The sequence below is a fragment of the Curtobacterium sp. 9128 genome (assembly GCF_900086645.1).
GTDB lineage: Bacteria > Actinomycetota > Actinomycetes > Actinomycetales > Microbacteriaceae > Curtobacterium.
In genome coordinates, this window is record NZ_LT576451.1 from 116,412 (window position 1) to 142,563 (window position 26,152).

The 26,152-nt window shown below is 71.0% G+C and carries 28 protein-coding genes, 1 tRNA gene and 1 riboswitch; of the genes, 16 read left to right on the top strand and 13 right to left on the bottom strand.

Going from position 1 to position 26,152, the window contains the following annotated elements; translation table 11 throughout:
• Window positions 1-25 precede the first annotated feature (25 nt).
• Both QK288_RS00585 and QK288_RS00590 read left to right on the top strand, forming a co-directional pair.
• Window positions 26-187 (top strand): hypothetical protein, encoded by a 162-nt coding sequence (locus tag QK288_RS00585; protein WP_165931368.1) that lies wholly within the window; start codon window positions 26-28, stop codon window positions 185-187.
• A 136-nt stretch (window positions 188-323) separates the two neighbouring features.
• Window positions 324-396 (top strand) — tRNA-Lys (locus tag QK288_RS00590).
• Between the two features lie 37 nt (window positions 397-433).
• On the opposite strand, the gene QK288_RS00595 is transcribed toward QK288_RS00590, so the two are convergent.
• On the bottom strand, window positions 434-2,674 hold the full coding sequence (locus tag QK288_RS00595) for a right-handed parallel beta-helix repeat-containing protein (protein ID WP_281265896.1): 2,241 nt from the start codon (window positions 2,672-2,674) through the stop codon (window positions 434-436).
• Window positions 2,675-2,950: 276 nt separating this feature from the next.
• On the opposite strand from QK288_RS00595, the gene QK288_RS00600 reads away from it, so the two are divergent.
• A complete protein-coding gene (locus tag QK288_RS00600) occupies window positions 2,951-3,271 on the top strand; it encodes a hypothetical protein (RefSeq protein ID WP_281265897.1) in 321 nt (106 codons plus the stop codon).
• A gap of 14 nt (window positions 3,272-3,285) precedes the next feature.
• Here the strand turns inward: QK288_RS00600 and QK288_RS00605 are convergent, their stop codons facing one another.
• Window positions 3,286-4,218, bottom strand: coding sequence for an aldose 1-epimerase family protein (locus QK288_RS00605; RefSeq protein ID WP_281265898.1), 933 nt, complete (start codon window positions 4,216-4,218; stop codon window positions 3,286-3,288).
• Complete coding sequence (locus QK288_RS00610; RefSeq protein WP_281265899.1) at window positions 4,215-5,069, bottom strand: DeoR/GlpR family DNA-binding transcription regulator; 855 nt, start codon at window positions 5,067-5,069, stop codon at window positions 4,215-4,217. The genes QK288_RS00605 and QK288_RS00610 overlap by 4 nt, the downstream gene beginning before the upstream one ends.
• A 64-nt stretch (window positions 5,070-5,133) precedes the next feature.
• Here QK288_RS00610 and galT point away from each other — a divergent pair, with 64 nt between their 5' ends.
• Together galT and galK are read left to right on the top strand one after the other, a co-directional pair.
• Complete coding sequence (galT, locus tag QK288_RS00615) at window positions 5,134-6,231, top strand: galactose-1-phosphate uridylyltransferase (protein WP_281265900.1); 1,098 nt, start codon at window positions 5,134-5,136, stop codon at window positions 6,229-6,231.
• On the top strand, window positions 6,228-7,364 hold the full coding sequence (gene galK, locus QK288_RS00620) for a galactokinase (protein ID WP_281265901.1): 1,137 nt from the start codon (window positions 6,228-6,230) through the stop codon (window positions 7,362-7,364). The genes galT and galK overlap by 4 nt, the downstream gene beginning before the upstream one ends.
• An 8-nt stretch (window positions 7,365-7,372) precedes the next feature.
• Here galK and QK288_RS00625 read toward each other — a convergent pair whose 3' ends face one another.
• The 3 genes from QK288_RS00625 to glyA form a co-directional block, all read right to left on the bottom strand.
• Entirely contained in the window at window positions 7,373-7,876 is a 504-nt protein-coding gene (locus QK288_RS00625; protein ID WP_281265902.1) for a hypothetical protein, read from the bottom strand.
• A 239-nt stretch (window positions 7,877-8,115) separates the two neighbouring features.
• Window positions 8,116-9,048 (bottom strand): tetrahydrofolate dehydrogenase/cyclohydrolase catalytic domain-containing protein, encoded by a 933-nt coding sequence (locus tag QK288_RS00630; RefSeq protein ID WP_281265903.1) that lies wholly within the window; start codon window positions 9,046-9,048, stop codon window positions 8,116-8,118.
• Window positions 9,045-10,349 carry a serine hydroxymethyltransferase gene (glyA, locus tag QK288_RS00635; RefSeq protein WP_281265904.1) on the bottom strand — a complete coding sequence of 435 codons (1,305 nt, stop codon included), beginning with the start codon at window positions 10,347-10,349 and terminating at the stop codon, window positions 9,045-9,047. Before glyA ends, QK288_RS00630 begins: the two co-directional genes overlap by 4 nt.
• A gap of 51 nt (window positions 10,350-10,400) precedes the next feature.
• Window positions 10,401-10,486, bottom strand: a riboswitch (ZMP/ZTP riboswitch).
• A gap of 37 nt (window positions 10,487-10,523) precedes the next feature.
• Here glyA and clpS point away from each other — a divergent pair.
• The 8 genes from clpS to nagA all read left to right on the top strand — a co-directional run bounded on the left by clpS (window position 10,524) and on the right by nagA (window position 16,972).
• Window positions 10,524-10,811, top strand: coding sequence for an ATP-dependent Clp protease adapter ClpS (clpS, locus tag QK288_RS00640; RefSeq protein WP_281265905.1), 288 nt, complete (start codon window positions 10,524-10,526; stop codon window positions 10,809-10,811).
• 13 nt (window positions 10,812-10,824) lie between these two features.
• Window positions 10,825-11,301 carry a DUF2017 domain-containing protein gene (locus QK288_RS00645; RefSeq protein ID WP_281265906.1) on the top strand — a complete coding sequence of 159 codons (477 nt, stop codon included), beginning with the start codon at window positions 10,825-10,827 and terminating at the stop codon, window positions 11,299-11,301.
• Window positions 11,302-11,311: 10 nt separating this feature from the next.
• Complete coding sequence (locus QK288_RS00650; protein WP_281265907.1) at window positions 11,312-12,235, top strand: GNAT family N-acetyltransferase; 924 nt, start codon at window positions 11,312-11,314, stop codon at window positions 12,233-12,235.
• Between the two features lie 56 nt (window positions 12,236-12,291).
• Window positions 12,292-12,723, top strand: a complete 432-nt coding sequence (locus tag QK288_RS00655; RefSeq protein WP_281265908.1) for a MarR family transcriptional regulator — start codon at window positions 12,292-12,294, stop codon at window positions 12,721-12,723.
• A gap of 185 nt (window positions 12,724-12,908) precedes the next feature.
• Entirely contained in the window at window positions 12,909-14,222 is a 1,314-nt protein-coding gene (locus QK288_RS00660; protein ID WP_281267635.1) for an MFS transporter, read from the top strand.
• Between the two features lie 256 nt (window positions 14,223-14,478).
• Complete coding sequence (gene purU / locus QK288_RS00665; RefSeq protein ID WP_281265909.1) at window positions 14,479-15,351, top strand: formyltetrahydrofolate deformylase; 873 nt, start codon at window positions 14,479-14,481, stop codon at window positions 15,349-15,351.
• A 5-nt stretch (window positions 15,352-15,356) separates the two neighbouring features.
• Window positions 15,357-15,764, top strand: a complete 408-nt coding sequence (locus tag QK288_RS00670) for a YrdB family protein (protein ID WP_281265910.1) — start codon at window positions 15,357-15,359, stop codon at window positions 15,762-15,764.
• Window positions 15,761-16,972, top strand: a complete 1,212-nt coding sequence (gene nagA, locus QK288_RS00675; protein ID WP_281265911.1) for an N-acetylglucosamine-6-phosphate deacetylase — start codon at window positions 15,761-15,763, stop codon at window positions 16,970-16,972. Before QK288_RS00670 ends, nagA begins: the two co-directional genes overlap by 4 nt.
• Window positions 16,973-16,998: 26 nt before the next feature.
• Here the strand turns inward: nagA and QK288_RS00680 are convergent, their stop codons facing one another.
• Window positions 16,999-18,021 (bottom strand): TerC family protein, encoded by a 1,023-nt coding sequence (locus tag QK288_RS00680; RefSeq protein ID WP_281265912.1) that lies wholly within the window; start codon window positions 18,019-18,021, stop codon window positions 16,999-17,001.
• 57 nt (window positions 18,022-18,078) lie between these two features.
• Here QK288_RS00680 and QK288_RS00685 point away from each other — a divergent pair, with 57 nt between their 5' ends.
• Window positions 18,079-19,263, top strand: a complete 1,185-nt coding sequence (locus tag QK288_RS00685; RefSeq protein ID WP_281265913.1) for an aminotransferase class I/II-fold pyridoxal phosphate-dependent enzyme — start codon at window positions 18,079-18,081, stop codon at window positions 19,261-19,263.
• Between the two features lie 3 nt (window positions 19,264-19,266).
• Here the strand turns inward: QK288_RS00685 and nagB are convergent, their stop codons facing one another.
• Both nagB and QK288_RS00695 read right to left on the bottom strand, forming a co-directional pair.
• On the bottom strand, window positions 19,267-20,052 hold the full coding sequence (nagB, locus tag QK288_RS00690; RefSeq protein WP_281265914.1) for a glucosamine-6-phosphate deaminase: 786 nt from the start codon (window positions 20,050-20,052) through the stop codon (window positions 19,267-19,269).
• Window positions 20,053-20,094: 42 nt separating this feature from the next.
• Window positions 20,095-20,718: a hypothetical protein gene (locus tag QK288_RS00695; protein ID WP_281265915.1), complete on the bottom strand. Its 624-nt coding sequence runs from the start codon at window positions 20,716-20,718 to the stop codon at window positions 20,095-20,097.
• A 36-nt stretch (window positions 20,719-20,754) separates the two neighbouring features.
• Here QK288_RS00695 and QK288_RS00700 point away from each other — a divergent pair, with 36 nt between their 5' ends.
• The gene (locus QK288_RS00700) at window positions 20,755-21,234 is read left to right on the top strand and encodes an NUDIX domain-containing protein (RefSeq protein ID WP_281265916.1); all 480 of its coding nucleotides are present in this window, start codon (window positions 20,755-20,757) and stop codon (window positions 21,232-21,234) included.
• Window positions 21,235-21,358: 124 nt separating this feature from the next.
• Here the strand turns inward: QK288_RS00700 and QK288_RS00705 are convergent, their stop codons facing one another.
• Genes QK288_RS00705 through QK288_RS00720 form a run of 4 tightly spaced genes read right to left on the bottom strand, consistent with a single transcriptional unit; the run spans window position 21,359 to window position 25,408 of the window.
• On the bottom strand, window positions 21,359-22,429 hold the full coding sequence (locus QK288_RS00705; RefSeq protein ID WP_281265917.1) for an ABC transporter ATP-binding protein: 1,071 nt from the start codon (window positions 22,427-22,429) through the stop codon (window positions 21,359-21,361).
• Window positions 22,426-23,295 carry an ABC transporter permease subunit gene (locus tag QK288_RS00710; protein WP_281265918.1) on the bottom strand — a complete coding sequence of 290 codons (870 nt, stop codon included), beginning with the start codon at window positions 23,293-23,295 and terminating at the stop codon, window positions 22,426-22,428. Before QK288_RS00710 ends, QK288_RS00705 begins: the two co-directional genes overlap by 4 nt.
• Window positions 23,292-24,257, bottom strand: coding sequence for an ABC transporter permease subunit (locus QK288_RS00715; RefSeq protein WP_281265919.1), 966 nt, complete (start codon window positions 24,255-24,257; stop codon window positions 23,292-23,294). Before QK288_RS00715 ends, QK288_RS00710 begins: the two co-directional genes overlap by 4 nt.
• A gap of 5 nt (window positions 24,258-24,262) precedes the next feature.
• Entirely contained in the window at window positions 24,263-25,408 is a 1,146-nt protein-coding gene (locus tag QK288_RS00720) for an ABC transporter substrate-binding protein (protein ID WP_281265920.1), read from the bottom strand.
• A gap of 185 nt (window positions 25,409-25,593) precedes the next feature.
• Here QK288_RS00720 and QK288_RS00725 point away from each other — a divergent pair, with 185 nt between their 5' ends.
• The gene (locus tag QK288_RS00725) at window positions 25,594-26,031 is read left to right on the top strand and encodes a YdeI/OmpD-associated family protein (protein ID WP_281265921.1); all 438 of its coding nucleotides are present in this window, start codon (window positions 25,594-25,596) and stop codon (window positions 26,029-26,031) included.
• The last annotated feature ends 121 nt before the right edge of the window (window positions 26,032-26,152 follow it).

Consider the following 26,152-nt stretch of genomic DNA (forward strand, 5'->3'; position numbering starts at 1 on the left):
CCTGGACGTGGAAGAGAGGAACCCCGTGAACGCCCTGCTCATCATCCTGGCCGTGATCGCCGTCATCCTGCTGTTCGTCGGCGGATTCGCCGCGAGCCTGAAGTTCCTGCTGTGGGTCGGCGTCGTGCTGCTCGTCATCGCGATCATCGCCTGGCTGCTCCGGACCTTGACCGGCCGTCGGAGCTGACCTCGCCGGCGCCCGACGTGGTGCCGGCCCGAGAACGAACGAGTGCGCAGTAGCCGGGGGCTCCCATCGCGTGGAGGCCTCAGTACTGCGCACTCGTTCGTTGTCGGCGTGCTCGTCCCGGTAGCCTGGACGCCGAGGGCCTCTAGCTCAGTTGGTAGAGCACCGGACTTTTAATCCGAGGGTCGTGGGTTCGAGCCCCACGGGGCCCACCCCATTTCGCCCGGACGACAGGTGCGCTGCCGTCCGTCACCGAGAGCCTCCAGAACTCGCGGCGTCCGCAGCCGACGGTGCCAGCGGCTGCGTCGGCGCAGCAGTCGGAGTCCGCGTCGGCGTCGGCGTCGGCGTTGACGTTGAGGCGACGGGCGGAGTCGAGGTCGGGGCAGGAGCCTCCGCGGGTGACGGGCCTGAGGGGGCGACCGGCCCCGGGGAAGCGGTTGGCGGGGCCGCGGTCGGCGGGGAGGTGCTCGCTGCACTCGGGGTCGGTTTTGTCGAAGTCCACGTGCCAGATGCACTGTCCCAGTACTGGGTGCCGGCGGAGACAGCCCGGACGTCGATCACCTGATCACCCTCGAGCGGCGTGAGCAGCGACGTGTCGACCGGGATCGACGAGGAGACCGACACCTGCTGCGCCCCGGTTCGGGACACGAGCGGTGCGGATCGGGTCGACCTGGCCGTCACGATCCTGACGGGAGACGCGGCAGGCGAGTTGAGCCGAACCGCGGCTCCGGTGCCGGCAGGCTGCTTGAGGTCCCACACACGCAGGCTCGCGGGCGAGCGGAGCAGCGCCACCGCCTTCCCGCCGGAGTACCCACGGACCGCGATGTCGGTGGAGGTCCCGTCCCCGTCGGCGTCCGCGGACCAGAGCGATCCGGTCGACCGTGAGATCGACGAGAAGGTGGCGGCGCCGATCGAGTACCCCTTCGAGGACACCGGGAGCACCAGCACGTTGCCCGTCCGTGCCGCCGACGAGTCGGACGCGACGCTCATCGAGTCGATCCGCATCCCCGCCGAGGCGAGCTGGACGGAGTCGAAGTGCGGCGCGGGTACCGGACACCCGACCCCGGTCACGGTCAGGGTGCCGAGCGTGCGCGTGCCGAGCGCGAGGCCGGCCCCCGTCGTGTCCGTGATCTTCCCCGCGGTGTCCTTGCGGACGACGTTGCGGACGGTGATCGAGCCCGCGGTGACCGTCGGGGTCGTGGAGGACTGGACCACCCGAACGATCCCGTTCGTGGGGACCTTCGCAGTGGTCCACGTGACGTCACCGACCACGAGGTCCCCGACGATCGATGCGCCGACGTTCACCATCGCGGATGCTCCGGACGGTGTCGCGGTGACCCCGGTGATCGATCCGGAGAAGGACGTCGACCCGGCGTAGTCCACGACGTTGACGGGAGCACCACCGGAGCTGACCGTTCCGGAGATGCCGGTCGCCGTGAACCCGCTGACGTGTCGCTGGACCTCGCCCGCGCCGACCCCCGACGTGATCTTGAGGTGCGTGTGGCACCCGGACCCGCGCACGTTGCGGAGGACGACGTCCGTGATGTCGCCCTCGACGTCCCCGAGTCGGGAGCCGTCCCTGCTCTTGCCGTCGACCCCGGTGAACGCCACGAGGTCGTCACCGGAGTTCGAGCCCGTGATGTCCGAGATCCGAAGCGTCGACGCCGGGCCCTGGAAGTGGAGCCCGTCGGACGACGTGTCGGTGAAGGTGATCTTCGAGACGGTCACGTCGGACACGTCACCGAGGCTGATCGCGTACTGGCCGCCCATCTGCTTCGCGCCCTGGCCCTTCACCGTCAGGTCCGCGATGGTCACGCCGGAGGCACGGCGGATGAGGAACCCGTGCGAGGAGATCTTCTGCGACAGGGAGTTCTTGTTGCGGTTGATCCAGGTGCCGCCCTGGATCGTGATGGTGGTGTCGGCGACGGGGTAGACGTACGCCTGCGCGGTGAGGGTCGAGGTCGCCGGGACGTCGAGCGTCGCCTGCCCCGGCGACGTGACGGTGACCACGCGGCCGTAGAGCGAGGTCGGTGCGCCGGGCCGCCACGCACGAGAGCCGGCGTCGAGGACCTGGATGCGTCGCCCGACCATGTCGGCGGTGAACGCCCCGGCCGCGCTCGTGACGACCGGGGAGCCCGCGGTCACGGCCACGCTCGTCACGACCGTCGCGATCGACGCGGCGTTCCGGAGCACGTTGTCGGTCGGTGGCCCGGTGATCGTCGCACCGTGGGCGTCGAGCAGCGTGTTCGCCGGGACGACGAGCGGCTTCGTCAGGACGACCACGCCCGTGAGCCGACGGATGCGCGTCGAGTCCCGTGCGGCGAGCCACCGGTTGAGCTCGTCGGTGGTGGTCTTGGCCGTCGCGGTGAACCGTGCTCCCACTGCCGATGCGGCGGACGCGGCGGTCGCCTCGCCGAGGACGGCGCCGGCGAGGCCGATGCCAGCGAGACCGATCATCGTCCGACGGGTGTGGATGGCACGGGTCGTCATCAGGTCCTGGGCTCCTGCCGATCGTCGAGCAGGGAGCTCTTCAGGGTGACGAGATCGTACCCGGCGGAGGAGACGCCGGCACATCCCCCGTTCGAGCGACATGTGTTGCGAAGCTGCGATTGGGGTACACGCCGTCCCCAGCGAGCTCATGGCGTTCGCACTGCACAGTTCAGGTCTCGTTCAGCGGTCTGTTGGGATGACGCCGATAGTGTCGTTCCCGCATCCACTCCTCGTGGATCGCCAGCACCACCTGAAGCAGAACGAACGGGGTACACCGTGATCGAGCACATCGACGCCACGCAGTCCAGCACCAGCGGGGACGCGCGCCGCATCGTCGAGCTCGCAGCAGCGACCAACACCACGATGAGCGACCAGCTGCTGCTGGACACGCTCCGCCGGAACGCCCAGGTCACCACCCGGCACATCCGTAAGGACTTCGTCGAGGTGGCGACCGCCTCCAGCGTGCTCGGCTACGTGTGCCGGCAGCGCAAGCAGTTCATCGCCCTCCGCGGCGACGACCCCGCGTGGGCGCACGAGATCGGGCGCTACGGCACCGAATCGCTCGCGGTGGAAGCCCTGCGGATGCGCCGCGGCTGATCAGCCCGCGAGGGTCAGGACCAGACGCGGCGGATGCCCCAGGAACCGGTCCAGGTCTCGTCGGGTTCGAGCCATCGGAGCCCCTCGCCGGAGTTCAGGGCATCGGCGGGCGCGGTCATCGGCTCGACCGCGACGGCCAGGCCCTTGCCGTCACCACGCGGGAACTCCCGCGACGTGAACACCTGCACGTAGGGGAACGACTCGTCCTGCCAGAGCTGGACGCCGTCACCCTCTGGCCCGTGCATGGTCGTGCGCCGGACCCCGTCGGCGTCTGGCGTCACGTCGGTGTACGCGGTGTCGAGGTCCGAGTCACCCGCACGACGACCGACGCGGAGATCGACACCGGTGCCCGCCACGGGCTCGGTGCCGTTCGGGATGCGCTTGTCGTCGACGGTGAACGCCGTCGCGGCGTCGAGCGTGATGACGAGGTCCTCTGCCGGGGTGTCGCCGGCGCGCAGGTACGGGTGCGCCCCGACCGCGAACGGGGCACGCACGCCGGAGCGGTTCGTGATCTCGTGCGTGATGCGGATCCCGTCGTCCACCAGCTCGTGGTGCACCCGCGTCTCGAGGGTGAACGGCCAGCCGTGCTGCGGGTGGATCGTCGCCTCCTGCAGGACGCTGGTCTCCGTCTGCGACACCACGCGGTACGGCGAGAACCGGAGCAGCCCGTGCGAGGCGTTGCCGTACTTCGGCTCGGAGACGTCGAGCTGCTGGGCCGTGCCGTCCAGCTCCCACTTCCCGCCGGCGACGCGGTTCGGCCACGGGACGAGCACGATGCCGTTCGCACCGGCCGGCGCCTCCGACGCCGGGAAGGGCTCGGTCAGGTCGAACCCGGCGACCCGGAGTTCGCGGATACCGGCTGCGACCTCGGTGACGACCGCCTCGACGACCCCGTCCGGGCCGGCGTGACGGAGGTGGTACTGGCCCCCGGTGGGTGCTGCGGTCATGCGCTGTGGTTCCTTCCCGATGCGGTGGTGTCCGACTGTCCGCCGTCGGCCACGACGACCTCGACCCCGGCGGCACGCACCTGCTCGACGAGCTCCGGTGGCGCTTCCGCGGTCACGACGACGTCGATGTCCCCGAGGCCGCTGACGACCCCGACGTGGGCGCGCCCGAACTTCGAGCCGTCCGCCACCACGACCGTACGCCCGGCGTGGGCGGCGAGCATGCGCTTCGCCTCGGTCTCGGGCAGGTTCACGTTCGTCAGCCCGTGCTCGACGTCCACGCCCGTCCCGCCGAGGAACACCACGTCGGCGGCGATCATCGGCAACAGGGTGTTGTTGAAGGGTGCGACGAGTGAGTGCTGGAGCGGGCGGAGCGTCCCGCCGGTGACGATGACCGTGAACCGGGGGACGGCGCGTTCGAGTGCGAGGGCGGTCGTCAGCGAGTTCGTGACGACGGTGACGTCCACGAGGTCCTCGCGCGCGACCAGTGCCTCGGCCACGGCGGCCGGGGTGGTGCCGACGTCGAGCACGACGCACTGGCCGGACCGCACGAGCGCGGCCGCGGCGCGGCCGATGGCGGCCTTCGCGACCTGGTGCTCGACGGCGGTCTCCTCGAACGGCCGCTCGCCGGAACCGACCCCGAGGCGGAGCGCGCCGCCGTGCACCCGCTTGACCCGAGCCTCCCGGTCGAGGACCGCGAGGTCCTGGCGGACGGTTACCTCACTCGTGCCGAGCGCCGCGGCGAGCGCCGTCGTGCGCACCATGCCGGGTGCGCCGTCGACGATGGCGACGATGCGCTCCTGGCGCAGTGGGGCCGGCATCGTGCCGGCGAGGAAGAGGTCGTCGTCGCTCACAAGGGTAGTTTCGTCTGCTTCCGATCACTTTCGCAATCCTTCGTTCATGGAGTAGGCTCGTCCGGTGATCACCAAGCGCGCGACGAAGCTCGCGGACGGCCGCGACCTCATCTACTTCGACGATGCGGACACGACGCTGCCCGCCGAACGTCGCATCGACGAGCGGACCCTCGACCCACGTCCGGCGACCGCGCAGATGCGCCAGGACGTCCTCACGGGCGAGTGGGTCTCCATCGCCAGCAGCCGGCAGAACCGCGTGTTCCTGCCACCGGCCGACCAGGACCCCCTCGCGCCCCAGTCCGCGGCGAACCCGTCCGAGATCCCGAGCGTGTACGACGTCGCGGTGTTCGAGAACCGGTCGCCCTCGTTCGGTCCGGCACTGCAGGCCGACGACGCTCCGGGCTCGCTGGACTCGCTGACCGAGGTCGGCCTGAACCGGACGTTCCGGTCGGTCGGTCGGTGCGAGGTCGTGTGCTTCTCCCCCGAGACCGCCGGGTCGTTCGCGTCCATCTCGGAGTCACGGGCCCGCACCGTGGTCGAAGCGTGGGCCGACCGCACTGCTGCGCTCTCCGCGATGCCCGGCATCCAGCAGGTGTTCCCGTTCGAGAACCGGGGCGAAGCGATCGGGGTCACGCTGCACCACCCCCACGGGCAGATCTACGCGTACCCGTACGTGACGCCGCGCACGCAGCGGCTCCTCGACTCGATCGAGCGCTTCGGGCCGGACCTGTTCGAGCAGCACCTCGCGAACGAGCGCGACTCCGACCGGGTCGTCCTCGCCGGCGAGCACTTCACCGCCTTCGTGCCGTTCGCCGCTCGCTGGCCGCTCGAGATCCACATGCTCCCGCATCGCCACGTGCCGGACTTCGCCGGCCTGACCGATGCCGAGAAGGACGAGCTCGCGCACATGCACCTGCGGCTGACCCGCGGGATGGACGAGCTGTACGGCGACCCCACGCCGTACATCGCCGCGTGGCACCAGGCCCCGGTGCACACCGCGCGTGACACCGTGCGGCTGATGCTGCAGATCACGTCGCCGCGTCGGGCGGAGACGAAGTTGAAGTTCCTGGCCGGCAGCGAAGCCGCCATGGGGGCCTGGATCGGGGACGTCGTCCCCGAGCAGCAGGCCGAGTTCATCCGAGGAGGGATCGAACGAGCATGACGTTCCAGCAGGTGTTCGGGTACGAGCCGACGGTGCGGTACTCCGCCCCGGGGCGGGTCAACCTGATCGGTGAGCACACCGACTACAACGAGGGCTACGTCCTGCCGTTCGCGATCGACCGTCGCACGACGGCGTCCATCGCTCCGCGGGCCGACCGGGTGCTGCGTGTCGCCTCGGCCTTCGACCCGGAGTCCGTCGTCTCGCTCGCACTCGACGACCTCGAACCGGACGCGATGAGTGGCTGGTCGGCGTACGTGCTCGGCATCGCGTGGGCGCTCCGGGAGCAGGGCGCGGATCTGTCGGACAAGACCGGCTTCGACGTCTTCATCGAGTCCGACGTCCCCGTGGGTGCTGGCCTGTCGTCGAGCGCCGCGATCGAGTGCGGCGTCGCGCTGGCGTTCAACGACCTGTGGGAGCTCGGCCTCGACCGCAAGCAGCTCGCACGCGTCGGGCAGTACTCCGAGAACCACGCGGTCGGTGCACCGACCGGGATCATGGACCAGTCCGCGTCGCTCCTGGGCGAGCGCGACGCCGTCGTGTTCCTCGACTGCCGCACGCTCGACACCGCCGTGGTGGACATGGCCCTGTCGGCGAACGGACTTGAGGTGCTGGTGATCGACACTCGCGTCGAGCACGCCCACGCGACCGGCGGGTACAAGGCCCGTCGGGAGTCCTCCGAGCGAGGCGCCCAGGGGCTCGGCGTCGAGGCACTCCGTGACGTGACGGTGGACGACCTCCCCCGTGCCGCTGCGCTGCTGGACGACGAGACCTTCCGCCGTGTGCGCCACGTCGTCACCGAGGACCAGCGCGTCCTCGACACCGTCCGCACGCTCCGCGAGCACGGCCCGCGGGCGATCGGTGAGCTGCTCGTCGCATCGCACGCGTCGATGCGCGACGACTTCGAGATCTCGGTGCCCGAGCTCGACCTCGCCGTGGCCACCGCGATGGCGAACGGAGCCGTCGGGGCACGCATGACCGGCGGTGGGTTCGGGGGCGCGGCGATCGCGCTCGTCGATGCCGCACAGCGCGAGGCGATCGGTGCCGCGGTGACGGCCGCCTTCGCCGAGGCCGGGTACCGGGAGCCCTCGGTGTTCACCGTGCACGCGGACCAGGGCGCGCGCCGAGACGGCTGAGCGGCGCGTCAGCGGGTCATGTGCCCCACGGTGACGGTCGCGCCGCCCCACGGGAAGGACGTGACCGGCAGCGTCTGGCGCTGGACCTGGTCCAGCACGAACTCGGACTGCCAGAACGAGTACACCCCGACGCCGACGACGACGAGCACCGGGATCGCGACGAGGGCCACGACCCGGACGATCCGGCCGGCGCGGTCCCAGCCGTACCGGGCGAGCGTCGCCGGGAGCGTCACACCGACGACACCGGCGAGCACGATCAGCACGAGGACGAGCGGCGACGCGTGTCCGACCACCGACACCGATGGTGGGGCGGTCGGCACGACGGCACCCTGCGCATCGATCCAGTGCCCGTCTGCGTCGACGCCGCCGTAGTCCGCGCTGACGCTCCAGACCGAGACGGCGCGGAACACGAACACCGCGACGACGGCGACCGCCGCGACCATCCATCCGCGGATCCGGAACCGACGTCCCTCGACGGACATGACCGGCGCGGCCACCACTTGCTCCCCCATGGCGCGACGCTAACACGCTCGTGACCACGCGAGAGCGACAGTTCCCGGCCGGAATGCGGCGGGGAACTGTCGCTTTCGCGGGACGGACCCGGCGCGGAACCGAACACTGTCGCTTTCGCGGGACGGACCCGGCGCGGAAACGAACACTGTCGCTTTCGCGGGACGGACGCGGCGCGGAACCGAACACTGTCGCTTTCGCGGAACCAGACCCGTCGCGCCTCCGGACGGACCCGGCGCGCCTACTTCAGGTGGCGCTCCGCGGCCTCGACCACGTTCTTCATGAGCATCGCGCGGGTCATCGGCCCGACGCCACCCGGCGTCGGGGACAGGAACCCGGCGACTTCTGCGACCGCAGGGTCGACGTCGCCGCGCAGCTTCGCCTTGCCGGTCGACTGGTCGACCACGCGACTGATACCGACGTCGATCACAGCCGCGCCCGGCTTGACCCAGTCCGGCTGCACGAGGCCGGCGACACCGGCGGCCGCGACGATGATGTCGGCGCGACGGCACTCTGCGGCGACGTCCTCGGTCAGGGAGTGCGTCAGGGTGGCGGTGGCCTCGAGCCGGGTGAGCAGCAAGCCCAGCGGCCGGCCGACCGTCAGCCCCTGCCCGATGATCGTGACGTGCTGCCCGCGGATCGGGACGCCGTAGGCCTCGAGCATGGCGACGATGCCGCGCGGGGTGCACGGCAGCGGCGCATCGATCGTGCCGGCACCACCGGGGACGGCGAGCACGAGCTCGCCGAGGTTGGTCGGGTGCAGGCCGTCGGCGTCCTTCGCCGGGTTCATCAGCTCGAGCATCGGGATCGGGTCGATGCCCTGCGGCAGCGGGAGCTGCACGATGAACGCGGTGACCCGGGGGTCGTCGTTCATCTGCAGGATCGCCGCCCGGATGTCCGCCGGGCCCGCCGACGACGGGAGGTCGATGCGGACCGAGTCGAGCCCGATCTGTGCCGAGTCCTTGTGCTTCCCGGCCACGTAGGACACCGAGCCCGGGTTCTCGCCGACCATGATCGTGCCGAGCCCTGGTCGGAACCCGTGGTCGTGCAGCCGGTCGATCCGGACCTTCAGGTCGTCGAGCGTCCGGGCGGCGAGTGCGGTTCCGTCGATGCGGACGGCACTGCCCTCACCCGCCCAGAGCACCCGCGGCAGGTCGGTCACGGCGCCGCTCACGCGTAGAGCGGGAACGCGTCGGTCAGGGCCTTCACCCGCGCGGACAGCGCCTCGACGTCCGGGTTCGGCATGAGCGTCAGCGCGATGATGTCGGCGACCTCGGTGAACTCGGCGTCCCCGAAGCCGCGCGTCGCGAGCGCCGGGGTACCGATGCGGACTCCCGAGGTGACCATCGGCGGGCGCGGGTCGAACGGCACCGAGTTGCGGTTCACGGTGATGCCGACCTCGTGCAGCAGGTCTTCGGCTTGCTTGCCGTCGACCTCGGATTCGCGCAGGTCGACGAGCACCAGGTGCACGTCGGTGCCGCCGGTGAGCACGTCGATACCGGCCGCGCGCGCATCGGGCTGCGTGAGGCGCTCCGCAAGGATGCGGGCGCCCCGGAGCGTGCGCTCCTGGCGGTCCTTGAACTCCGGCTGACCGGCGAGCAGGAACGCGGTCGCCTTGGCGGCGATCACGTGCATGAGCGGGCCGCCCTGCTGGCCCGGGAACACCGCGGAGTTCAGCTTCTTGAAGAGCGACTCCTCGTTGGACAGGATGATGCCGGAGCGCGGACCGGCGAGCGTCTTGTGCACCGTCGACGACACGACGTGGGCGTGCGGCAGCGGCGAGGGGTGGAGGCCCGCGGCGACGAGCCCGGCGAAGTGCGCCATGTCCACCCAGAGGGTCGCGCCGACCTCGTCCGCGATCTCGCGGAACTTCGCGAAGTCGAGCTGGCGCGGGTACGCCGACCAGCCGGCGATGAGGACCTTCGGCTGGTGCTCGATCGCCTTCGCGCGGATGTCGTCGTAGTCGACCTCGAACGTCTCCGGGTCGACGCCGTAGGAAACGGCGTTGTAGATGCGGCCGGAGAAGTTGAGCTTCATGCCGTGGGTCAGGTGGCCGCCGTGGGCGAGCTCGAGGCCGAGGATCGTGTCGCCGGCGGAGGCGATGGCGTGCAGGACCGCGGCGTTCGCACTGGCGCCGGAGTGCGGCTGCACGTTCGCGTAGGCGGCACCGAACAGGGCCTTCGCCCGGTCGATGGCGAGCTGCTCGGCGACGTCGACGAACTCGCAGCCGCCGTAGTAGCGCTTGCCCGGGTAGCCCTCGGCGTACTTGTTCGTCAGGACGGAGCCCTGCGACTCGAGGACGGCGCGCGGGACGAAGTTCTCGGACGCGATCATCTCGAGGGTGTCGCGCTGGCGGCCGAGCTCGTTCTGCAGGACCGCGGCGATCTCGGGGTCGACCTCGGCGAGGGGGGCGTTGAAGGTGGACTGCGCGGTGTTCGACGGTGCGGACGGCGCGGGCAGATCGGTGATGGACACGGGACTCCTACGGTGTGCGGACGACCATGCGGTCGTGCTCGGACGGTCGGTGCGCGCTGCCCAGGCGTACGGCAGCGCACCGTGTCAGGTGTCGCTTCCCGATGGTGACCCATCCAACGCCAGTCGCGACGTGACGATCGTACCGAGCCGCCCAGCCTGTGTCACCCTGGAGACATGACCATGCTGTCGCCGGACGTGGACGAAGCCACGAGCACGCGCGCCGACGTGCCGTGGGTCACCGTGGTCTGGGACGACCCAGTGAACCTGATGTCCTACGTCACCTACGTCTTCCAGAGCTACTTCGGGTTCCCGGTGGCCAAGGCGGAGCGGCTGATGCACCAGGTCGACTCCGAGGGACGGGCGATCGTGGCGACCGGCCACCGCGAGGAGATGGAGCGGCACGTCGAGGCGATGCACGGCTACGGCCTCCAGGCCACCGTCGACCGGGCGCCCGAAGCGTGAACGGGTACCGCGCGTGATCCCGTTCGTGCGCCGAGGGGACGGCATCCACCTCGGCCTGGCCTCCGGCGAGCGCGACGTGCTGATGAGCCTCACCGAGCAGCTCCGGCAGATCCTCGACGGCGACATGGACTCCGACCCGGTGACGCTCCGGATGTTCCCGGACGCCTACCCGGGCGATCGGGCGGCGAGCGCCGAGTTCCGGCGGTACACGCAGAGCGACCTCCGGACGGCGAAGTCCGCGAACGCGCAGGTCGTCCACGACTGGCTCACGGGCGCGAAGGACGGCGCGCTCACCGCGGCCGACGAGCAGTCCTGGCTCCGGTGCCTGACCGATCTGCGGCTGACGATCGCGGACCGGCTGGGGATCGTCGACCAGGCGACGGAGGACGCGACGCGCACGTCGGCCGCCGCCGTCGGCCTCCGCGACGTCTACGACTGGCTCGGGTACGTCCAGGAACACCTGGTCACGACGATGACCGACAAGAGATGACAGGCCAGCGGTGACGCTCACCTTCCGCGCATCCACGGGATCCGACCTGGAGGCTCTGCTCGCCTTCTCGACGTCGGAACCGGTCGCGTGGACCGTGACGGACCGGTACCGGCAGGAGTCGGCTGCGCGGAACCACCGCCCGGAGTGGTCGTTCCTCGCAGAGCGCGACGGTCGCCCGGTCGGGCGGGCGATCTGGTGGGGCGGCGCCGACGCGGGAGCGCCGAGCACGCTCGACGACGTGATCGTGTCCGCGTCGGAGCACGGCGACCGCGTGGCGATCGCCGCCGGCCTGATCCGCACGGGCGCGCAGGCGTTCGGGGTGCTCCCGGAATGGATCGTCGACGTCGCGGTGGACTGGCACGACGACCCGTCCGCCGTCTCCGCGGTCTCGTGGCGGGCGGACGCAGCGCAGGCGGCAGGACTGGTCAGGACGACCGAGCGCGTGAGCGTCGCCTGGACGCCGTCGGCCGGGGTGCCGCCCACCGGCCCGTTCCGCTTCCGCGAGGGCGACGACGCCGAGTTCACGGACCTGTTCGCCCGGGTCACGGTCGGGTCGCTCGACGCGCACACCGTCGCCACCGTCGGACGGCTCGGCGCCAGGGGCACCGCCGCCGACGACCTCGACTTCTACCGGTCGCTGCCCGGCCGGCGCGAGGACTGGCGGATCGCGGTCGACACGGACGGCCTCACGGTCGGGTTCGTCCTGGCCACGCGGACGGCCTACGACGCCGCGATCAGCTCCATCGGCGTCCTGCCACAGCACCGGGGGCGCGGGGTGGTCGACGCGCTGCTCGGCGAGGGGCTCCGGGTCCACGCGGACGCTGGGGAGACCCGGGTGGTCGGCACCACGGACGCGGCGAACACCCCGATGCGCCGGGCGTTCGAGCGCGCCGGGTTCGTCGTCACGAAGCGCCGGATCGTCTTCGACACCTGAGTCGAAACAGGAAGGCAAACTTGCAAGTTCGCCTTCTGAAGCGTACCGTCGGCGACGTGAACAGCCGTGTGGAGACCGAGACCGACCTGGCTGACGAGATCCTCGCCATGCACGGTCGGATCCGCCGGACCCTCCTCGCCGGGAAGGCCGACGACGTCACCGCGTCACAGTCGGCAGCCCTCGGACGGCTCGTCCGCGACGGCGCCTCCACGACCGCGGCACTCGCCCGCGCCGAAGGGGTCCGCCCGCAGTCCATGGGCGCGACGGTCCAGGCGCTGGAGGACCTCGGGCTCGTCGAGCGCGTGCAGGACCCGACCGACGGCCGTCGCACGATCGTCAGCGCGACCGACGCCGGGCATGCTGCCCGCAGGGACTCCCAGCGTTCCCGCACCCGTCTGCTCGCCGAGCGCCTCGCCGCGCTCGACCCCGACGACCGCGCGACCGTCGCGCGGTCCCTCACCATCCTCGGAACCCTCGTCGAGCGGTGACCGCCCGCCAGGCGTGACGGGCGTCCCCGACGCACGCCGAGCCTCCAGGCCGCACCTCCCCGACCACGTCGAAAAGGCACCCCACCACGTCCACCGCAACCGCTCCCACCCCCGTCACCTCGGGGCACGAACCGAGGGGCTCCGGCTTCGGGCCGAAGCTCCTCGTCCCGATCCTCGTCGGGCCACTGCTCAACCCGATCAACACGACGATGGTCTCCGTCGCCCTCGCGCCGATCTCCCGCGACCTCGGGATCGGCGCGTCGCAGGCGATCTGGCTCGTCGCGGCGCTGTACCTGGCGAGCGCGATCGCCCAGCCGACGATGGGGAAGCTCGCAGACCGGTTCGGGCCGAAGAAGGTCTTCATGGCAGGACTCGTCGTCGTCGGGATCGCCGGCGTCGTGCCCGAGGTCCTGACGGGCTTCGGCGGCGCGGTGTTCGCGCGCGTGCTCATCGGCATCGGGACCTCGTCGGCGTACCCGGCGGCGCTCACCACGCTCCGGCAGCACTCCGCCCGGATCGGCAAGCCCACCCCACCACTCGTCCTCGGCGCGCTCTCGATCACCTCGCTGGTCTCCGCCGCGGCGGGGCCGCCCCTCGGTGGCGCGCTCATCGCGGCGTTCGGGTGGCACGCGATCTTCCTCGTGAACGTCCCGCTGGCGGCGTTCGGCCTCGTCGTCGCCGGGCTCTGGCTGCCGTCCGACCGGCTCCGACCCCGCTACGACGCCGACGTCCCGGTGCTGACGGCGCTCGACCCGTTCGGCATGGTCCTCATGACGGGCACGGTGTCGGCGCTCCTGGTGTTCCTGCTCGACATCTCGGCCGGGCTCTGGTGGCTGCTCGGTGTGGCGATCGTGCTGTTGGCGGCGCTGATCGTCTGGGAGCTCCGGGCAGCGAAGCCCTTCATCGACGTGCGGATGCTCGCGCGGAACGGCGCACTGTCCCGCACCTACGTCCGACTGTTCCTCGTCTACATGCTCGCGTACACGATGACGTACGGGTTCTCGCAGTGGGTGCAGGACGTCGCGGGGTACTCGAGCGACCAGGCCGGGTACATCCAGCTCCCCGCGGCGATCGTCGCCGGGATCGTGTCGTTCCTCGTCGCACGGAAGACGGCGGTCCGCGGTCCGCTCGTCGTCGCCGCGGTCGTGCCGATCGTCGGCGGGCTGCTCCTCCTCGGGCTGCACACCGGATCGCCCGTCGTGCTGCTCGCCCTGGCACCGGCGCTGTTCGGCATCCCCCAGGCACTCGCGTCGGTGTCGAACCAGGCGGCGCTGTACAAGATCGTCCCGCCCGAGTCGATCGGCACCGCTGCCGGGCTCTCGCGCACGAGCGTCTACATCGGGGCGATCGCTGCGTCGTCGCTCATCGGCGGGGTGTTCGGCCAGGGTCCGACCACGGCGGACCTGCACGTCCTCGGGTGGGTCATCGTGGGGATCGCGGTCCTGCTCACCGCGCTGACGGTCTCCGACCGCGCGCTGGGGTCCCGCGCCGCGCGCTGAGCGCGGGCGCCGCCGCGCGTGCGGCGCCGCGCGCGCCGCGGGCGCGCCGCCGCGCATCGAGGGAACAGAAATGGTCGAGTCGGCCCTCGGCACCCGACCATTTCTGTTCCCTCGATGGCGGGGGGGCGGGGCGCGCGCTGGGGGCGCGGGGGGGGGGGGCGCGGGCCTGGGGCGCCGGGCCGCAGCCCGCGCGCCGGACGTGCACCGAGCCTCCCGTCCGCACCGCGCAGCAGCCCCGCCCCGGTACCCTGAACCGGTGACCGACCCGACGCCCTCGAGCACCCCCACGCACTGGACCCTCACGCTGGTCTGCGACGACCAGCCCGGGATCGTGCACGCCGTCTCCGGGTCCGTCGTGCAGGCGCAGGGCAACATCACCGAGTCGCAGCAGTTCTCCAGCCACGACACGAACACGTTCTTCATGCGCCTGCAGGTGATGGCGCCCGTCGACCGCGCGACCTTCGAGCAGGCCCTCGCCCCGGTGGTCGAGCGCTACGGCATGCGCGTCCAGCTCGACGTCGTCGGCCGGCCGATGCGCACACTCGTCCTGGTGTCGAAGGCCGGACACTGCATGAACGACCTGCTCTACCGCCAGCGCGGCGGTCAGCTCCCGATCGACGTGCCGCTGGTGCTGTCGAACCACGCGGACCTGTCCGAGCTCGCGTCGTTCTACTCCGTCCCGTTCGAGCACCGTCCGGTCACCGACGCGGCCAGCAAGGAAGCGATGGAGCGCCGCGTCCTCGAGGCGGTGGAGGAACACGACATCGAGCTCGTCGTCCTCGCGCGCTACATGCAGATCCTGTCGCCGGAGCTCTGCGCCGCACTCCAGGGCCGCGCGGTCAACATCCACCACTCGTTCCTGCCCGGCTTCAAGGGTGCGAACCCGTACCGGCAGGCGCACGCCCGCGGCGTGAAGCTGATCGGTGCGACGGCGCACTTCGTCACGAGCGATCTCGACGAGGGGCCGATCATCGAGCAGAACGTCGTGCGCGTCGACCACACGAAGGACCCGTCCGAGCTGGTGTCGATCGGCCAGGACGAGGAGTCCAGGACCCTCACCCAGGCGGTGCGCTGGATCGCGGAGGACCGAGTCCTGCTCGACGGCGCCCGCACGATCATCTTCAAGTAGGCACCATGAGCAACGCACCGCGCTCCCCCATGGACTGGGGAGACACGCCTGACCCGTCCGCGATCGGCAAGCCCCGACGCGAGTTCGACGCCTGGAAGGTGCTGCGGGTGGTCGTCTGCACCTTCGGTCTGCTCTCCCTGGCGTACTGGGGCTACATCGCGTGGCCGTTCCCGATGCCCGGGATCCTGTTCATGATCGGCGCGCCCGTCTTCGCGATCGTCGTCTGGTACCTGTTCCGGTCGCCGCGGTCCCCGATCGAGACGGACGCGGTCGGCAAGACCATCGTCGAGGTGGCCCTGATCGTCGCGGCCGGGGGCTGCTGGATCTCGATCGGGCACCCGGTGGTGGGTCTGGTCTTCATCGTCGTGGCCGCGGTCTCCGGGATCGTCACGTTCCGGCGGGAGACGCGATGAGCGGCGGGTCCGGCGCGTCCGGTACGTCCGGTACGTCCGGTACGTCCGGTACGTCCGGCGCATCCGGCCTGGAGGCTCGGCGCACGCTGGTCCGCGCCCGTCACGTCGTCGACGTGTCCGGGTCCACCGCCGACGGCTGGGTCCTGATCACCGGTGACACCGTCAACGCGGTCGGCTCCGGTCCCGAAGCACCTGCCGCGGACGAGGTCGTCGAGCTCGGCGACGCGATCCTGACCCCCGGGTTCATCGACCTGCACGGGCACGGTGGGGCGACGGAGTCCTACGAGGACGACTCGTTCGCCGAGTCGCTCGCGATGCACCGGTCCCACGGCACGACCCGATCGGTGCTGTCACTCGTCGCGAACCCCGTCCCCGCCGTCGCCGATTCGCTCGCGCGGATCCGCACCGCGATGGACACCGACCCGCTCGTGCTCGGTGTGCACCTGGAGGGGCCGTTCCTCTCCCCGCACAACAAGGGCGCCCACAACGAGTCGTTCCTGATCGACCCGACGCCCGCTGCCGTCGACGAGCTGCTGTCGGCCGGCGACGGTGTCATCCGCCAGGTCACCATCGCACCCGAGCTGCCGCACGCACTCGACGCCGTCCGCGCCTTCGTGTCCGCTGGCGTGGTCGTCGCCGTGGGTCACACCGTCGGCACCCTCGACCAGGCTCGCGCCGCGTTCGACGCCGGCGCGACGGTGCTCACCCACGCGTGCAACGCGATGCCGGGCCTGCACCACCGCGCTCCGGGTCCGATCGGAGCCGCCTTGGCGGACGACCGTGTGACCCTCGAGCTCATCCTCGACGGCGTCCACGTGCACCCCGTCGTCGCGGAGACCCTGTTCCGCGCGGCCCCGGGGCGGGTCGCACTGATCACGGACGCGATGGGGGCCGCCGGCGCCGCGGACGGTTCCTACACGCTGGGCTCCCTCGACGTGACCGTGACGGACGGCGTCGCCCACGTCGCCGGGACGGAGACCATCGCGGGGTCGACGCTCACGCAGGACGTCGCGCTGCGGAACGCGGTCACCCTCGCCGGGCAGCCGCTCCCCGCTGCCGTCGCGGCGCTGACGAGCGTGCCCGCCCAGGCGCTCGGGCTCGGCGACCGCCTGGGCCGTCTCGCGCCGGGGTTCGCCGCGGACCTCGTGGCGCTGTCGCCGTCGTTCGAGGTGCAGCGGGTGTGGGCCGACGGGCGTCCCCTCGGCTGAACATCCCCGCCAGGAGGCAGCGGGTGTCAGTCCGACGTGCGGACGGGCTGCTCCGAACCGCTGTCCTGGTCGCTCGTGGCGCCGCCGTCGTGGCGCAGACGGACGACGCTCGCCAGCGTCGACGCGGCCATCGCCACCAGGATGACCACGAGCGACACCCACGTCGGGATCTCCGGCGCCCAGGCGAAGCCGTCCCCGCCGTTGAGGAAGGGCAGCTCGTTGCCGTGCAATGCGTGCAGCACGAGCTTCACGCCGATGAAGGCGAGGATGAACGCGATCCCGTACTTCAGGTAGACGAGCCGCTCGAGGAGTCCTCCGAGCAGGAAGTACAGCTGCCGCAGGCCCATCAGGGCGAACACGTTCGCGGTGAACACGATGAACGCGCTCTCGGTGATGCCGAAGATCGCGGGGATCGAGTCGAGCGCGAAGAGCAGATCGGTCGTGCCGATGGCGATCAGGACGACGAGCAGCGGCGTGAAGTGCCGGACGCCGTCCTTCGTGGTGCGGAACTTCATCCCGTCGAAGGTGTCGGTGAGGCGCACGCGTCGGCGCAGCAGCCGGATGATGAGGCCGTCCTTCTGATCATCGCCGTCCTCGTCCCGGAGCTGCTGGATCGCCGTCCAGATCAGCCAGGCGCCGAAGAGGTAGAAGATCCAGGAGAAGTCCTCGATCAGCTGGGCACCGACGAGGATGAAGACGCCCCGGAGCACCAGCGCGATGATGATCCCCAGCATGAGGACCTCCTGCTGGATCTGCTTCGGGACCGAGAACCGCGCCATGATGATGACGAAGACGAAGAGGTTGTCGATGCTGAGGCTGTACTCGGTCAGCCACCCGGCGACGAACTGCCCGGCGGGCTCCCCGCCCGCGAAGACGAACATCGCCACGGCGAACACCAGCGCGAGCCCGACGTAGAGCCCGACCCAGATCGCCGACTCCTTGAGCGTCGGCACGTGCGGACGACGGGCGACGATGAGCAGGTCAGCGAGCAGGATCGCGACGAGGGCGATCATCGAGCCGACTTCGAACACGACAGGAAGTTCCGGCATGCCTCCAGTCTGAGGCACCGCTCAGCACATCGCGACCACGGTGCGAGGATGAGTCCCATGAGCGTCATGGTCTCCGTGTTCGATGCCAGCCGGTCCCGCACGAGCGAGAAGTACACCGCCTACCCGCCGGACGTCCTGCCGATGTTCGTCGCGGAGATGGACAGCATGCTCGCCGAACCCGTGCGGGACGCCCTCGTGGCCGCCGTCACCGCCGGGGACACCGGGTACGTCGGGCACGGCAGGGCCCTGCCCGAGGCGTTCACGGACTTCGCGGGCGACCGGTGGGGGTGGAAGGTGGACCCCGACCTGGTCCGGACCACCACGGACGTGTCCGTCGCCGCGGTGGAGGTGCTCCGCCGGGTGATCGAGCCGGGCGACCAGGTCGTCATCATGCCGCCCGTGTACCCGCCGTTCTGGGAGTACGTCAGCGAAGCCGGCGGCTCCGTGACCGAGGTGCCGCTCATCGCGCCGGACGGCCCCGCGGACCCGTTCGACACCACGGCCGGGTGGCGGATGGACCTCGACGGCGTCCGTCGTGCGTTCGCCGACGGCGCCCGGACGGTCCTGCTCTGCAACCCGCACAACCCGCTCGGACTCGTCCACGACCGCGCGTCGCTCGTGGCACTCGCGCAGCTCGCCGCGGAGTGGGACGCCGTGGTCGTCTCCGACGAGATCCACGCCCCGCTCGTGCACGCCGACGCGACGTTCACCCCGTTCCTCGACTCCTGCCCGGAGGCAGCCGCGCTCGGCGTCGCGTTGACGAGCGCGAGCAAGGCGTGGAACCTCGCCGGCACCAAGTGCGCGCTGATGGTCGGCGCGTCGGACCGGGCACGCGGGTGGTTCGACGGGCTCCCGGGCGAGGTCGTCGAGCGCACGGGCATCCTCGGGTACACCGCGAGCGTCGCCGCCTTCCGCGAGGGCGGTCCGTGGCTCGCGTCGCTGCTCGCCGAACTCGCCGCGAACCGGCGGATCCTCGCCGAGGAGCTCGGGACCGCACTGCCGGGAGCCGTGCACCGGCAGCCGCAGGCGTCCTACCTGTCCTGGATCGACCTCGGGGCGCTGCCGTGGGGCGACGACCCCGCGGCGGTGCTCGTCGACGATGCGAAGGTGGCACTCGCCAGCGGACCGGCGTTCGGGCGGCAGGGGCGCGGCTTCGCCCGGCTCAACTTCGGGTGCTCGGCGGAGACGTTGCACGAGGGGCTCAGCCGACTGCACTCGGCCTACGCCGCCCGATCGGTGTGACGCCTACTCGAACAGCTGCCAGGACGGCTTGTTCGCGTACGTGTACTTGTAGTAGTCCGCGAGCTGCAGTCCGGCTGCTGCTTCCTCGTCGACCACGACGGTCGCGTGCTCGTGGAGCTGCAGCGCGCTACCCGGGACGAAGGAGCTGAGCGGCCCTTCCACCGCGGCGGCGATCGCGTCGGCCTTCGCCGACCCCTGCGCCACGAGCACCAGCTGCTGCGCTTCGAGGATCGTGCCGAGCCCCTGCGTCATGCAGTGCGTCGGCACCTGGTCCAAGGAGTCGAAGAAGCGGGCGTTCGCTTCGCGCGTGGACGGCGCCAACGTCTTGATGCGGGTCCGCGAGGCGAACGAGGACGTCGGCTCGTTGAAGCCGATGTGCCCGTTCGCGCCGATCCCGAGGATCTGCACGTCGATCCCGCCGGCGGCACGGATCGCGGCGTCGTACTCCTTGGCCGCGAACTCGATGTCGGCGGCACGCCCGTCGGGCACGCGGACACGCGACGGGTCGAAGCCCAGCGGCGCCACCACGTCGCGGGCGATCACGGACGCGTAGGACTCGGGGTGCTCCAGCGGGATCCCGACGTACTCGTCCAGGGCGAACCCGCGTGCTTCGGCGAAGGAGATCTCCCCCGCGTCGACGCGGCGCTGCAGGTCGGTGTAGATGCCCTGGGGGCTGGAACCGGTCGCGAGACCGATGACGGCTGACGGCTTCTTCGCCACGACCGAGGCGATCTTCGCCGCAGCGACGCGACCGACCTCAGCAGGCGTGGGCAGGATGATGATCTCCACGGGCACATCCTACTGGTCATGACCAGTCCGCGACAGGGCCGATCAGTCCTCCAGCGCCACGAGCTCCGGCGTCGACCCGAGCGCGCGGAGCGCACCGCGGAGCGACCACGCCGACACCGCCACGATCAGCACGGCGAGCACGAGCACGACGATCCCGGCCGACCCGGCGAACGCCTCGAGGGCAGCGAGCAGCACACCGACGCTGACCCCGAGCACGTGGACCAGGACGGTCGCGGGGAGCGCGGTCTGCTGCACCCGGGCGAACCGCACGAGTGCGCGGCGATCGGCGGGCTCGACCGACGACGCGTGCCCGTCGGCGATCGCCTGCTGCACCCGTCCGAGCCGTTCCGGGTCGACGTCGGTCGGAGCGACCCGACGACGATCCGCCATCGTCCAGACCACGAGCTCGACCGCGACGACGAGGTACGCCAGGAGCGCCGCGGTCCCGATCAGGACAGCGACCGAAGCCGGCGACGAGGACCCGCGGACGAGTCCGACGACGACCGCGACGACGAGCCCGACCACCACGACACCGAGCGAGACGAACAGCGCGAGTCGCCGACCCGGGGTCACGGCGCGCACCACCCCGGCGAGCGCGAGTCGCCATCCGGCGGCCAAGACCCCGTGGTCCGCCCGCACCTCGAGCGCCCTGCTTGCGCGTGCCATGGTCCGAGCGTATCGACGCATCGGTAGCGTGGCCGCATGCCGACGCCCGACTTCGTCCTGTCCCTGCGCGAGAAGATCGGGAACGCCCCGCTCTGGCTGACCGGCGTGACGGCCGTCGTCACCCGCGGCGAGGGGGACGACCGCGAACTGCTCGTGGTCCGGCGGGCGGACAACGGCGCCCTGACCCCGGTGACCGGCATCGTCGACCCCGGTGAGGAGCCCGCGGTCGCGGCCGAGCGCGAGGTCCTCGAGGAAGCGGGTGTCGTCGCGGTCGCCGAACGCCTGGTGTGGGTGCAGACCCTGCCGGAGACGACCTACGCGAACGGGGACCGTGCGCAGTACATGGACCTCGTCTTCGCGTGCCGGTGGTCGTCCGGTGAGCCGTACCCGGCCGACGGCGAGAACACCGAGGCGTTCTGGGCCCCGGTCTCCGCGCTGCCGGCGATGTCCGAGAACATGCGGGAGCGTGTGCAGGTCGCCCTGGCGGGCGAACCGGAGGCGCGCTTCCAGCGCTGACCGGCCCCGCCACCAAAGCCGCGAAAGCGACAGATCGTGCCCAGAATCCTCCGGCATTCTGTCGCTTTCGCGACCCTGGACCTGGCCCGGACCGCGGACAGAGCCGCGGAAGCGGGCTCTGCCGTCAGGCGATCGGTGCGATCGCGACGGGTGCGCCGAGGAGGCGCACGGCGACGGCGTCGCCGGTCGCGTGGCGGTCGCCGACCTCGTGCTGGACCGTGACGACCGTGTCGTCGTCGAGGCGGACGGTCGTCCGTCGGATCGATCCGAGGAAGCTCGACGAGACGACGGTGCCGGTGACGCCGTCCGACGCGAACGCGATGTCCTCCGGCCGGACGTAGGCGAGCACCGGGCCGTCGGCGGCCGACTGGTCGAGCGCCGGCACGCGGAACCCGTACACGAAGACGTCCCCGCCGCGGAGGTCCCCGCGGAGCCGGTTCGACTGCCCGACGAAGTCCGCGGTGAACGCCGACGACGGCGAGCGGTAGAGCGCTTCGGGCGTGCCGATCTGCTCGATGCCGCCCGCGTTCATCACGGCGATCCGGTCGGAGACGGCGAGCGCTTCCTCTTGGTCGTGGGTGACGAACACCGTCGTGATGCCGAGGTCGGTCTGGATGCGTCGGATCTCGTCGCGCAACGACACCCGGACCTTCGCGTCGAGGGCGGACAGCGGCTCGTCGAGGAGCAGCACCCGCGGCCGGGTGACGAGCGCACGCGCGAGAGCCACACGCTGCTGCTGCCCGCCGGAGAGCTGGTGCGGGAAGCGGTCCGCGAAGTCCGCGAGGTGCACCATGTCGAGCGCGTCGACCACACGGGTCTTCCGTTCGCCCGTCGGCACGCGGCGCATCTCGAGGCCGAAGGCGACGTTCTGGCGCACCGTCATGTGCGGGAACAGCGAGTACTGCTGGAAGACCATCCCCATGTCGCGCTTGTTCGCCGGGGTGCTCGCGACGTCGGCGCCGTCGATGCGGATCGCGCCGGCGTCGATGCCCTCGAGTCCGGCGAGCGCCCGGAGTGCCGTCGTCTTGCCGCAGCCCGACGGGCCGAGGAGCGACAGGAACTCCCCCGGCTCGATGCGGAGCGACAGCCCCGCGAGGGCGAGGTGGGTGCCGTAGCGCTTCTCGACCGCCTTGAGCTCGACGACGGCGCCGGTCGCTCGGAGGGACGCGGGTGCAGCGGGGGCGATGGAGGTCATGCGGACTCCTTGGAGGTGCGGCGCGTGCCGATCCGGCCGATGGCGACGAGCAGCACGAACCCGAACACCAGGGCGCCGAGCGAGAAGACCGCCGCGACGTACGGGTCGGTCTGCTGCACGAGCACGAGCCCCGTCTGGAACGTCGTGCGGGAGAGGAACGATGCGAGCGTGTACTCGCCGAGGACGACGGTGATCGTCAGGAAGCACGCCGCGAGGATGCCGCGTCGGAGGTTCGGCAGGAGGACCCGCCAGGTCACCGTCCACCACGAGGCGCCGAGCGAGCGTGCGGCCTCGGACAGGGTGGTCATGTCGGTCGCGGTGATGGCGGCGGCGATCGGGCGGAACGCGAACGGCAGCGCGATGATCCCCACCGCGAACGCCAGGGTCCACGCGCCGGAACCGAAGACCTGGGAGACGACCTGGTAGACGGGCACGAAGCCGACGACGAGGACCACCGCGGGGACCGTGATCGGCACGATGCAGACGAACTCCAGGATCCGGCGGAGCCTCGGGTACCGCAGCGCGGTGATGATCTGCGCGGGCAGGAGCACGAGCAGCACGATCGCCACGGTGATGAGCGCGATCACGAGCGAGGCGCCGAGGCCGTCGAACACCGGCTGGTAGGTCGCCCGGTTGACCGGGTCGGCGATGGCGGCGTAGTGCGCGCCGGTCAGGGCACCTGAGGTCCCCTGGCGGAAGGTGAACTGCACGAGCGCGGCGATCGGGACGGCGAAGACCACTCCGATCACGGCCAGGACGATCGCGGCGGTGACCCGGGACGGGGCGGCGCCGAAGCGTGCCGTGGTGCGCCGCGACCGGCGCTGGCCGGTCTGCGTGACGCGGGGCGAGCCTCCCGTCCTGGTCATCGCTGCCACCTCGATGCGCGACGCTGCAGGAGCGAGTACGCGCCCATCACGACCGCCATCACGACGACCATGCCGAACGCCAGCACGCCGGCGACGTTCTGCAGGCCGATGATCGTCTCGCTCGTGAGCTGGGCGCGGATCGTCAGCGGGACGATGCCGCCCTGCGAGATGAGCGCAGCGGCCGTGGCGAACGACGAGAAGCCGTTGGCGAAGAGCAGGAGCAGCGATCCCCAGAACGCCGGTGCGAGGACGGGGAGGGCGATCCGGCGCCAGTAGGTCCAGCGGCTCGCCCCGAGGGTCGCGGCGGCTTCGCCCCACTGGGTCTTCACGCCCTCGAACGCCGGCATGAAGGTGAGCACCATCAGCGGCACCTGGAAGTACACGTAGGGGAGCACGAGACCGGGGACCGTGTAGAGGAACGCACCGCCGGAGTTGATGTCCCAATGGAACGTCGACGCCAGCCACGCCGTCACGAGACCCTGGGCGCCGATCGTGGCGATGAACGCGAAGGCGAGCATCACGCCGCCGAACTGCGCGAGGACACTCGCGGCGGAGTCGATCATCGAGCGCACGATGCCGTCGGCGGCGAGCGACGACAGCGCCCAGCAGACGATCGCGCCGACGACCGCACCGACGATCGCGGACACCGCGGAGAGCCCGAACGATGCGCCGAACGCCCGGAGCACGCTCGGGTCCGCGAACGCGGCGAGGTTCGCCAGCGTCGGGCGTCCGGTCGCGTCGAAGAACCCACTGCCGACCGCGATCACCGCGGGGACGGCGAGGAAGAGCAACACGTAGGCGGCGAACGGGGTGAGTCCGAGCCACGCGACGCCGCTGCGGCGCCGGACACGGGGTCCGGCACCGCGGCGGGTGGTGGCATCGGCGTGCTCGCTCGTGACGAGTGTCGCTGCGGGCGTGATGCTCGCTGCGGCTGGCGCGCCTGGTGCCGATGCGGTGGTCATGCTGGTCAGGAGCCCATCGTGGCGGACCACTTGGCGGCGAGGACCTTCGATGCCGCTGCGACCTGGTCGTCGGTCAGCTCGACGTAGTCCTTCGGCGCGCCACCGGCGGCGTCGAGGGCGTCCTGGTCGACCTTTCCGGACTTCTCGAGTGCGGCGAGCGTCGACGGGAAGGCACCGGCCTGCAGGTAGAGGTTCTGTACGTCGGCGCTGGCGATCCACTCCTGCCACAGGCGGGCCGCCGCGGGGTGGGGGGCGTCCTTGTTGATGGCCTGCGAGTAGTACGAGCCGAGCGCCTGACCCTTCGGGACGACGGTCTTCCAGTTCTTGTTCCCACTCGTCCCCGCAGCAGGGCCCCACGCCAGGTTGTTGTACGACCACTGGACCACGACGGGGGTCTCCCCAGAGGCGACCGTGGCCTGCGTCGGCAGCACGTTCTGGAAGTTGCCGGCCTGCTTGAGCTTGCCGAAGTACTCGACGCCCTTGGTGATGTCGTCGGCCGAGCCGCCGTTCTCGAGCGCCGCCAGGTACACGGCGGACGCTGCCTGGTTCGCCTGCGTCGGGTCGCCCGAGATCGAGACCTTGCCCTTGTACTCGGAGCCGAGCAGGTCGTCCAGGTCCTTCGGGGCCGACTTGATCTTCGAGGAGTCGTAGCCGATCGACATGAGGCCCGTGTAGTCACGCGTCCACTTGCCGTCCGCGTCCTTCAGGTTCGTCGGGATGTCGCTCCAGTTCGCGACCTTGTAGTCCGTGAGCAGGTCGAGGTTCTGCTGCATGACGGCGTTGCCGAGGTCGAGCACGTCCGGTGCCGTCGACTGGCCCTTCTGCGACTTCACGGCGGCGACCTCGTCGGCGCTCGACCCGTTCGGGTTCGCGGAGTTGACCGTGATGCCGTACTTCTTGGTGAAGCCGTCGATGATCTTGCCGTAGTTCGCCCACGACGGCGGCAGCGCGATGACGTTGAGCTGCCCCTCCGCCTTCGCTGCCTTGACGAGGGCGTCCATGCCGCCGGCGCTCTCGGCGCTCGTGGCGGTCTTCCAGTCGGCGTCGCCGCCGCTGCCGGTGGACGCGGAGCTCGTCGCGGAGCAGCCGGCGAGGGTGACGACTGCGGCTGCGGCCAGGGCGAGGCCGGCCAGGGTGCGCTTGTACTGCACGGGGAGGTGCCTTTCGGGTGGCGTTCGGTGTGACGTCCTGTGGTGCGCCGCCGTCGCGTTCGGTGCTGCGGCCGGCGCCTTGTCCGGTGTTGCGTTCGGGATGATCGTGGACGCGGCCGGTTTCGCGTTCGTGCTGCGACGGTGAACGGTGGCGGAACGTCGGGGAGCGGTTGTACGTTCGGCCTGTGGAGTTCACGACGACGGTGCTGCAGGCACGAAAGACGGCGACGGGCCTGCCCGTGCCGGCCGAGGTCATCGACGCGCTCGGGTCGGGGAAGCGCCCGCCGGTGGTGGTCACCCTGAACGGCGGGTACACCTACCGGTCGACGGTGGGCGTGATGAACGAGCAGTTCCTCGTCCCGCTCTCGGCCGAACACCGTGCGGCGTCAGGCCTCGCCGCGGGCGACACCGTCACCGTCTCGCTCGTGGTCGATGCACAACCCCGGACCGTGGACCTGCCGGAGGACCTGGCGGCAGCGCTGACCGAGGCGGGCGTCCGTGCGGCGTTCGACACGCTGTCGAACTCCCGGCAGCGGGCGCTCGTCGACCCGGTGGTACAGGCCAAGGCACCGGAGACCCGACTCCGTCGTATCGAGAAGGCCGTGGAGTCACTGCGCACCTGAGTGGGGCGTGCCGCGGGGGTGGATCAAATCGCGCGTAGGGGGCCGAATCGCGCGTAGGAGGCCCGATGTTTCGGCTCTCTACGCGCTATTCGGCTTTCTCCTACACGCGCGATGGGTTCGG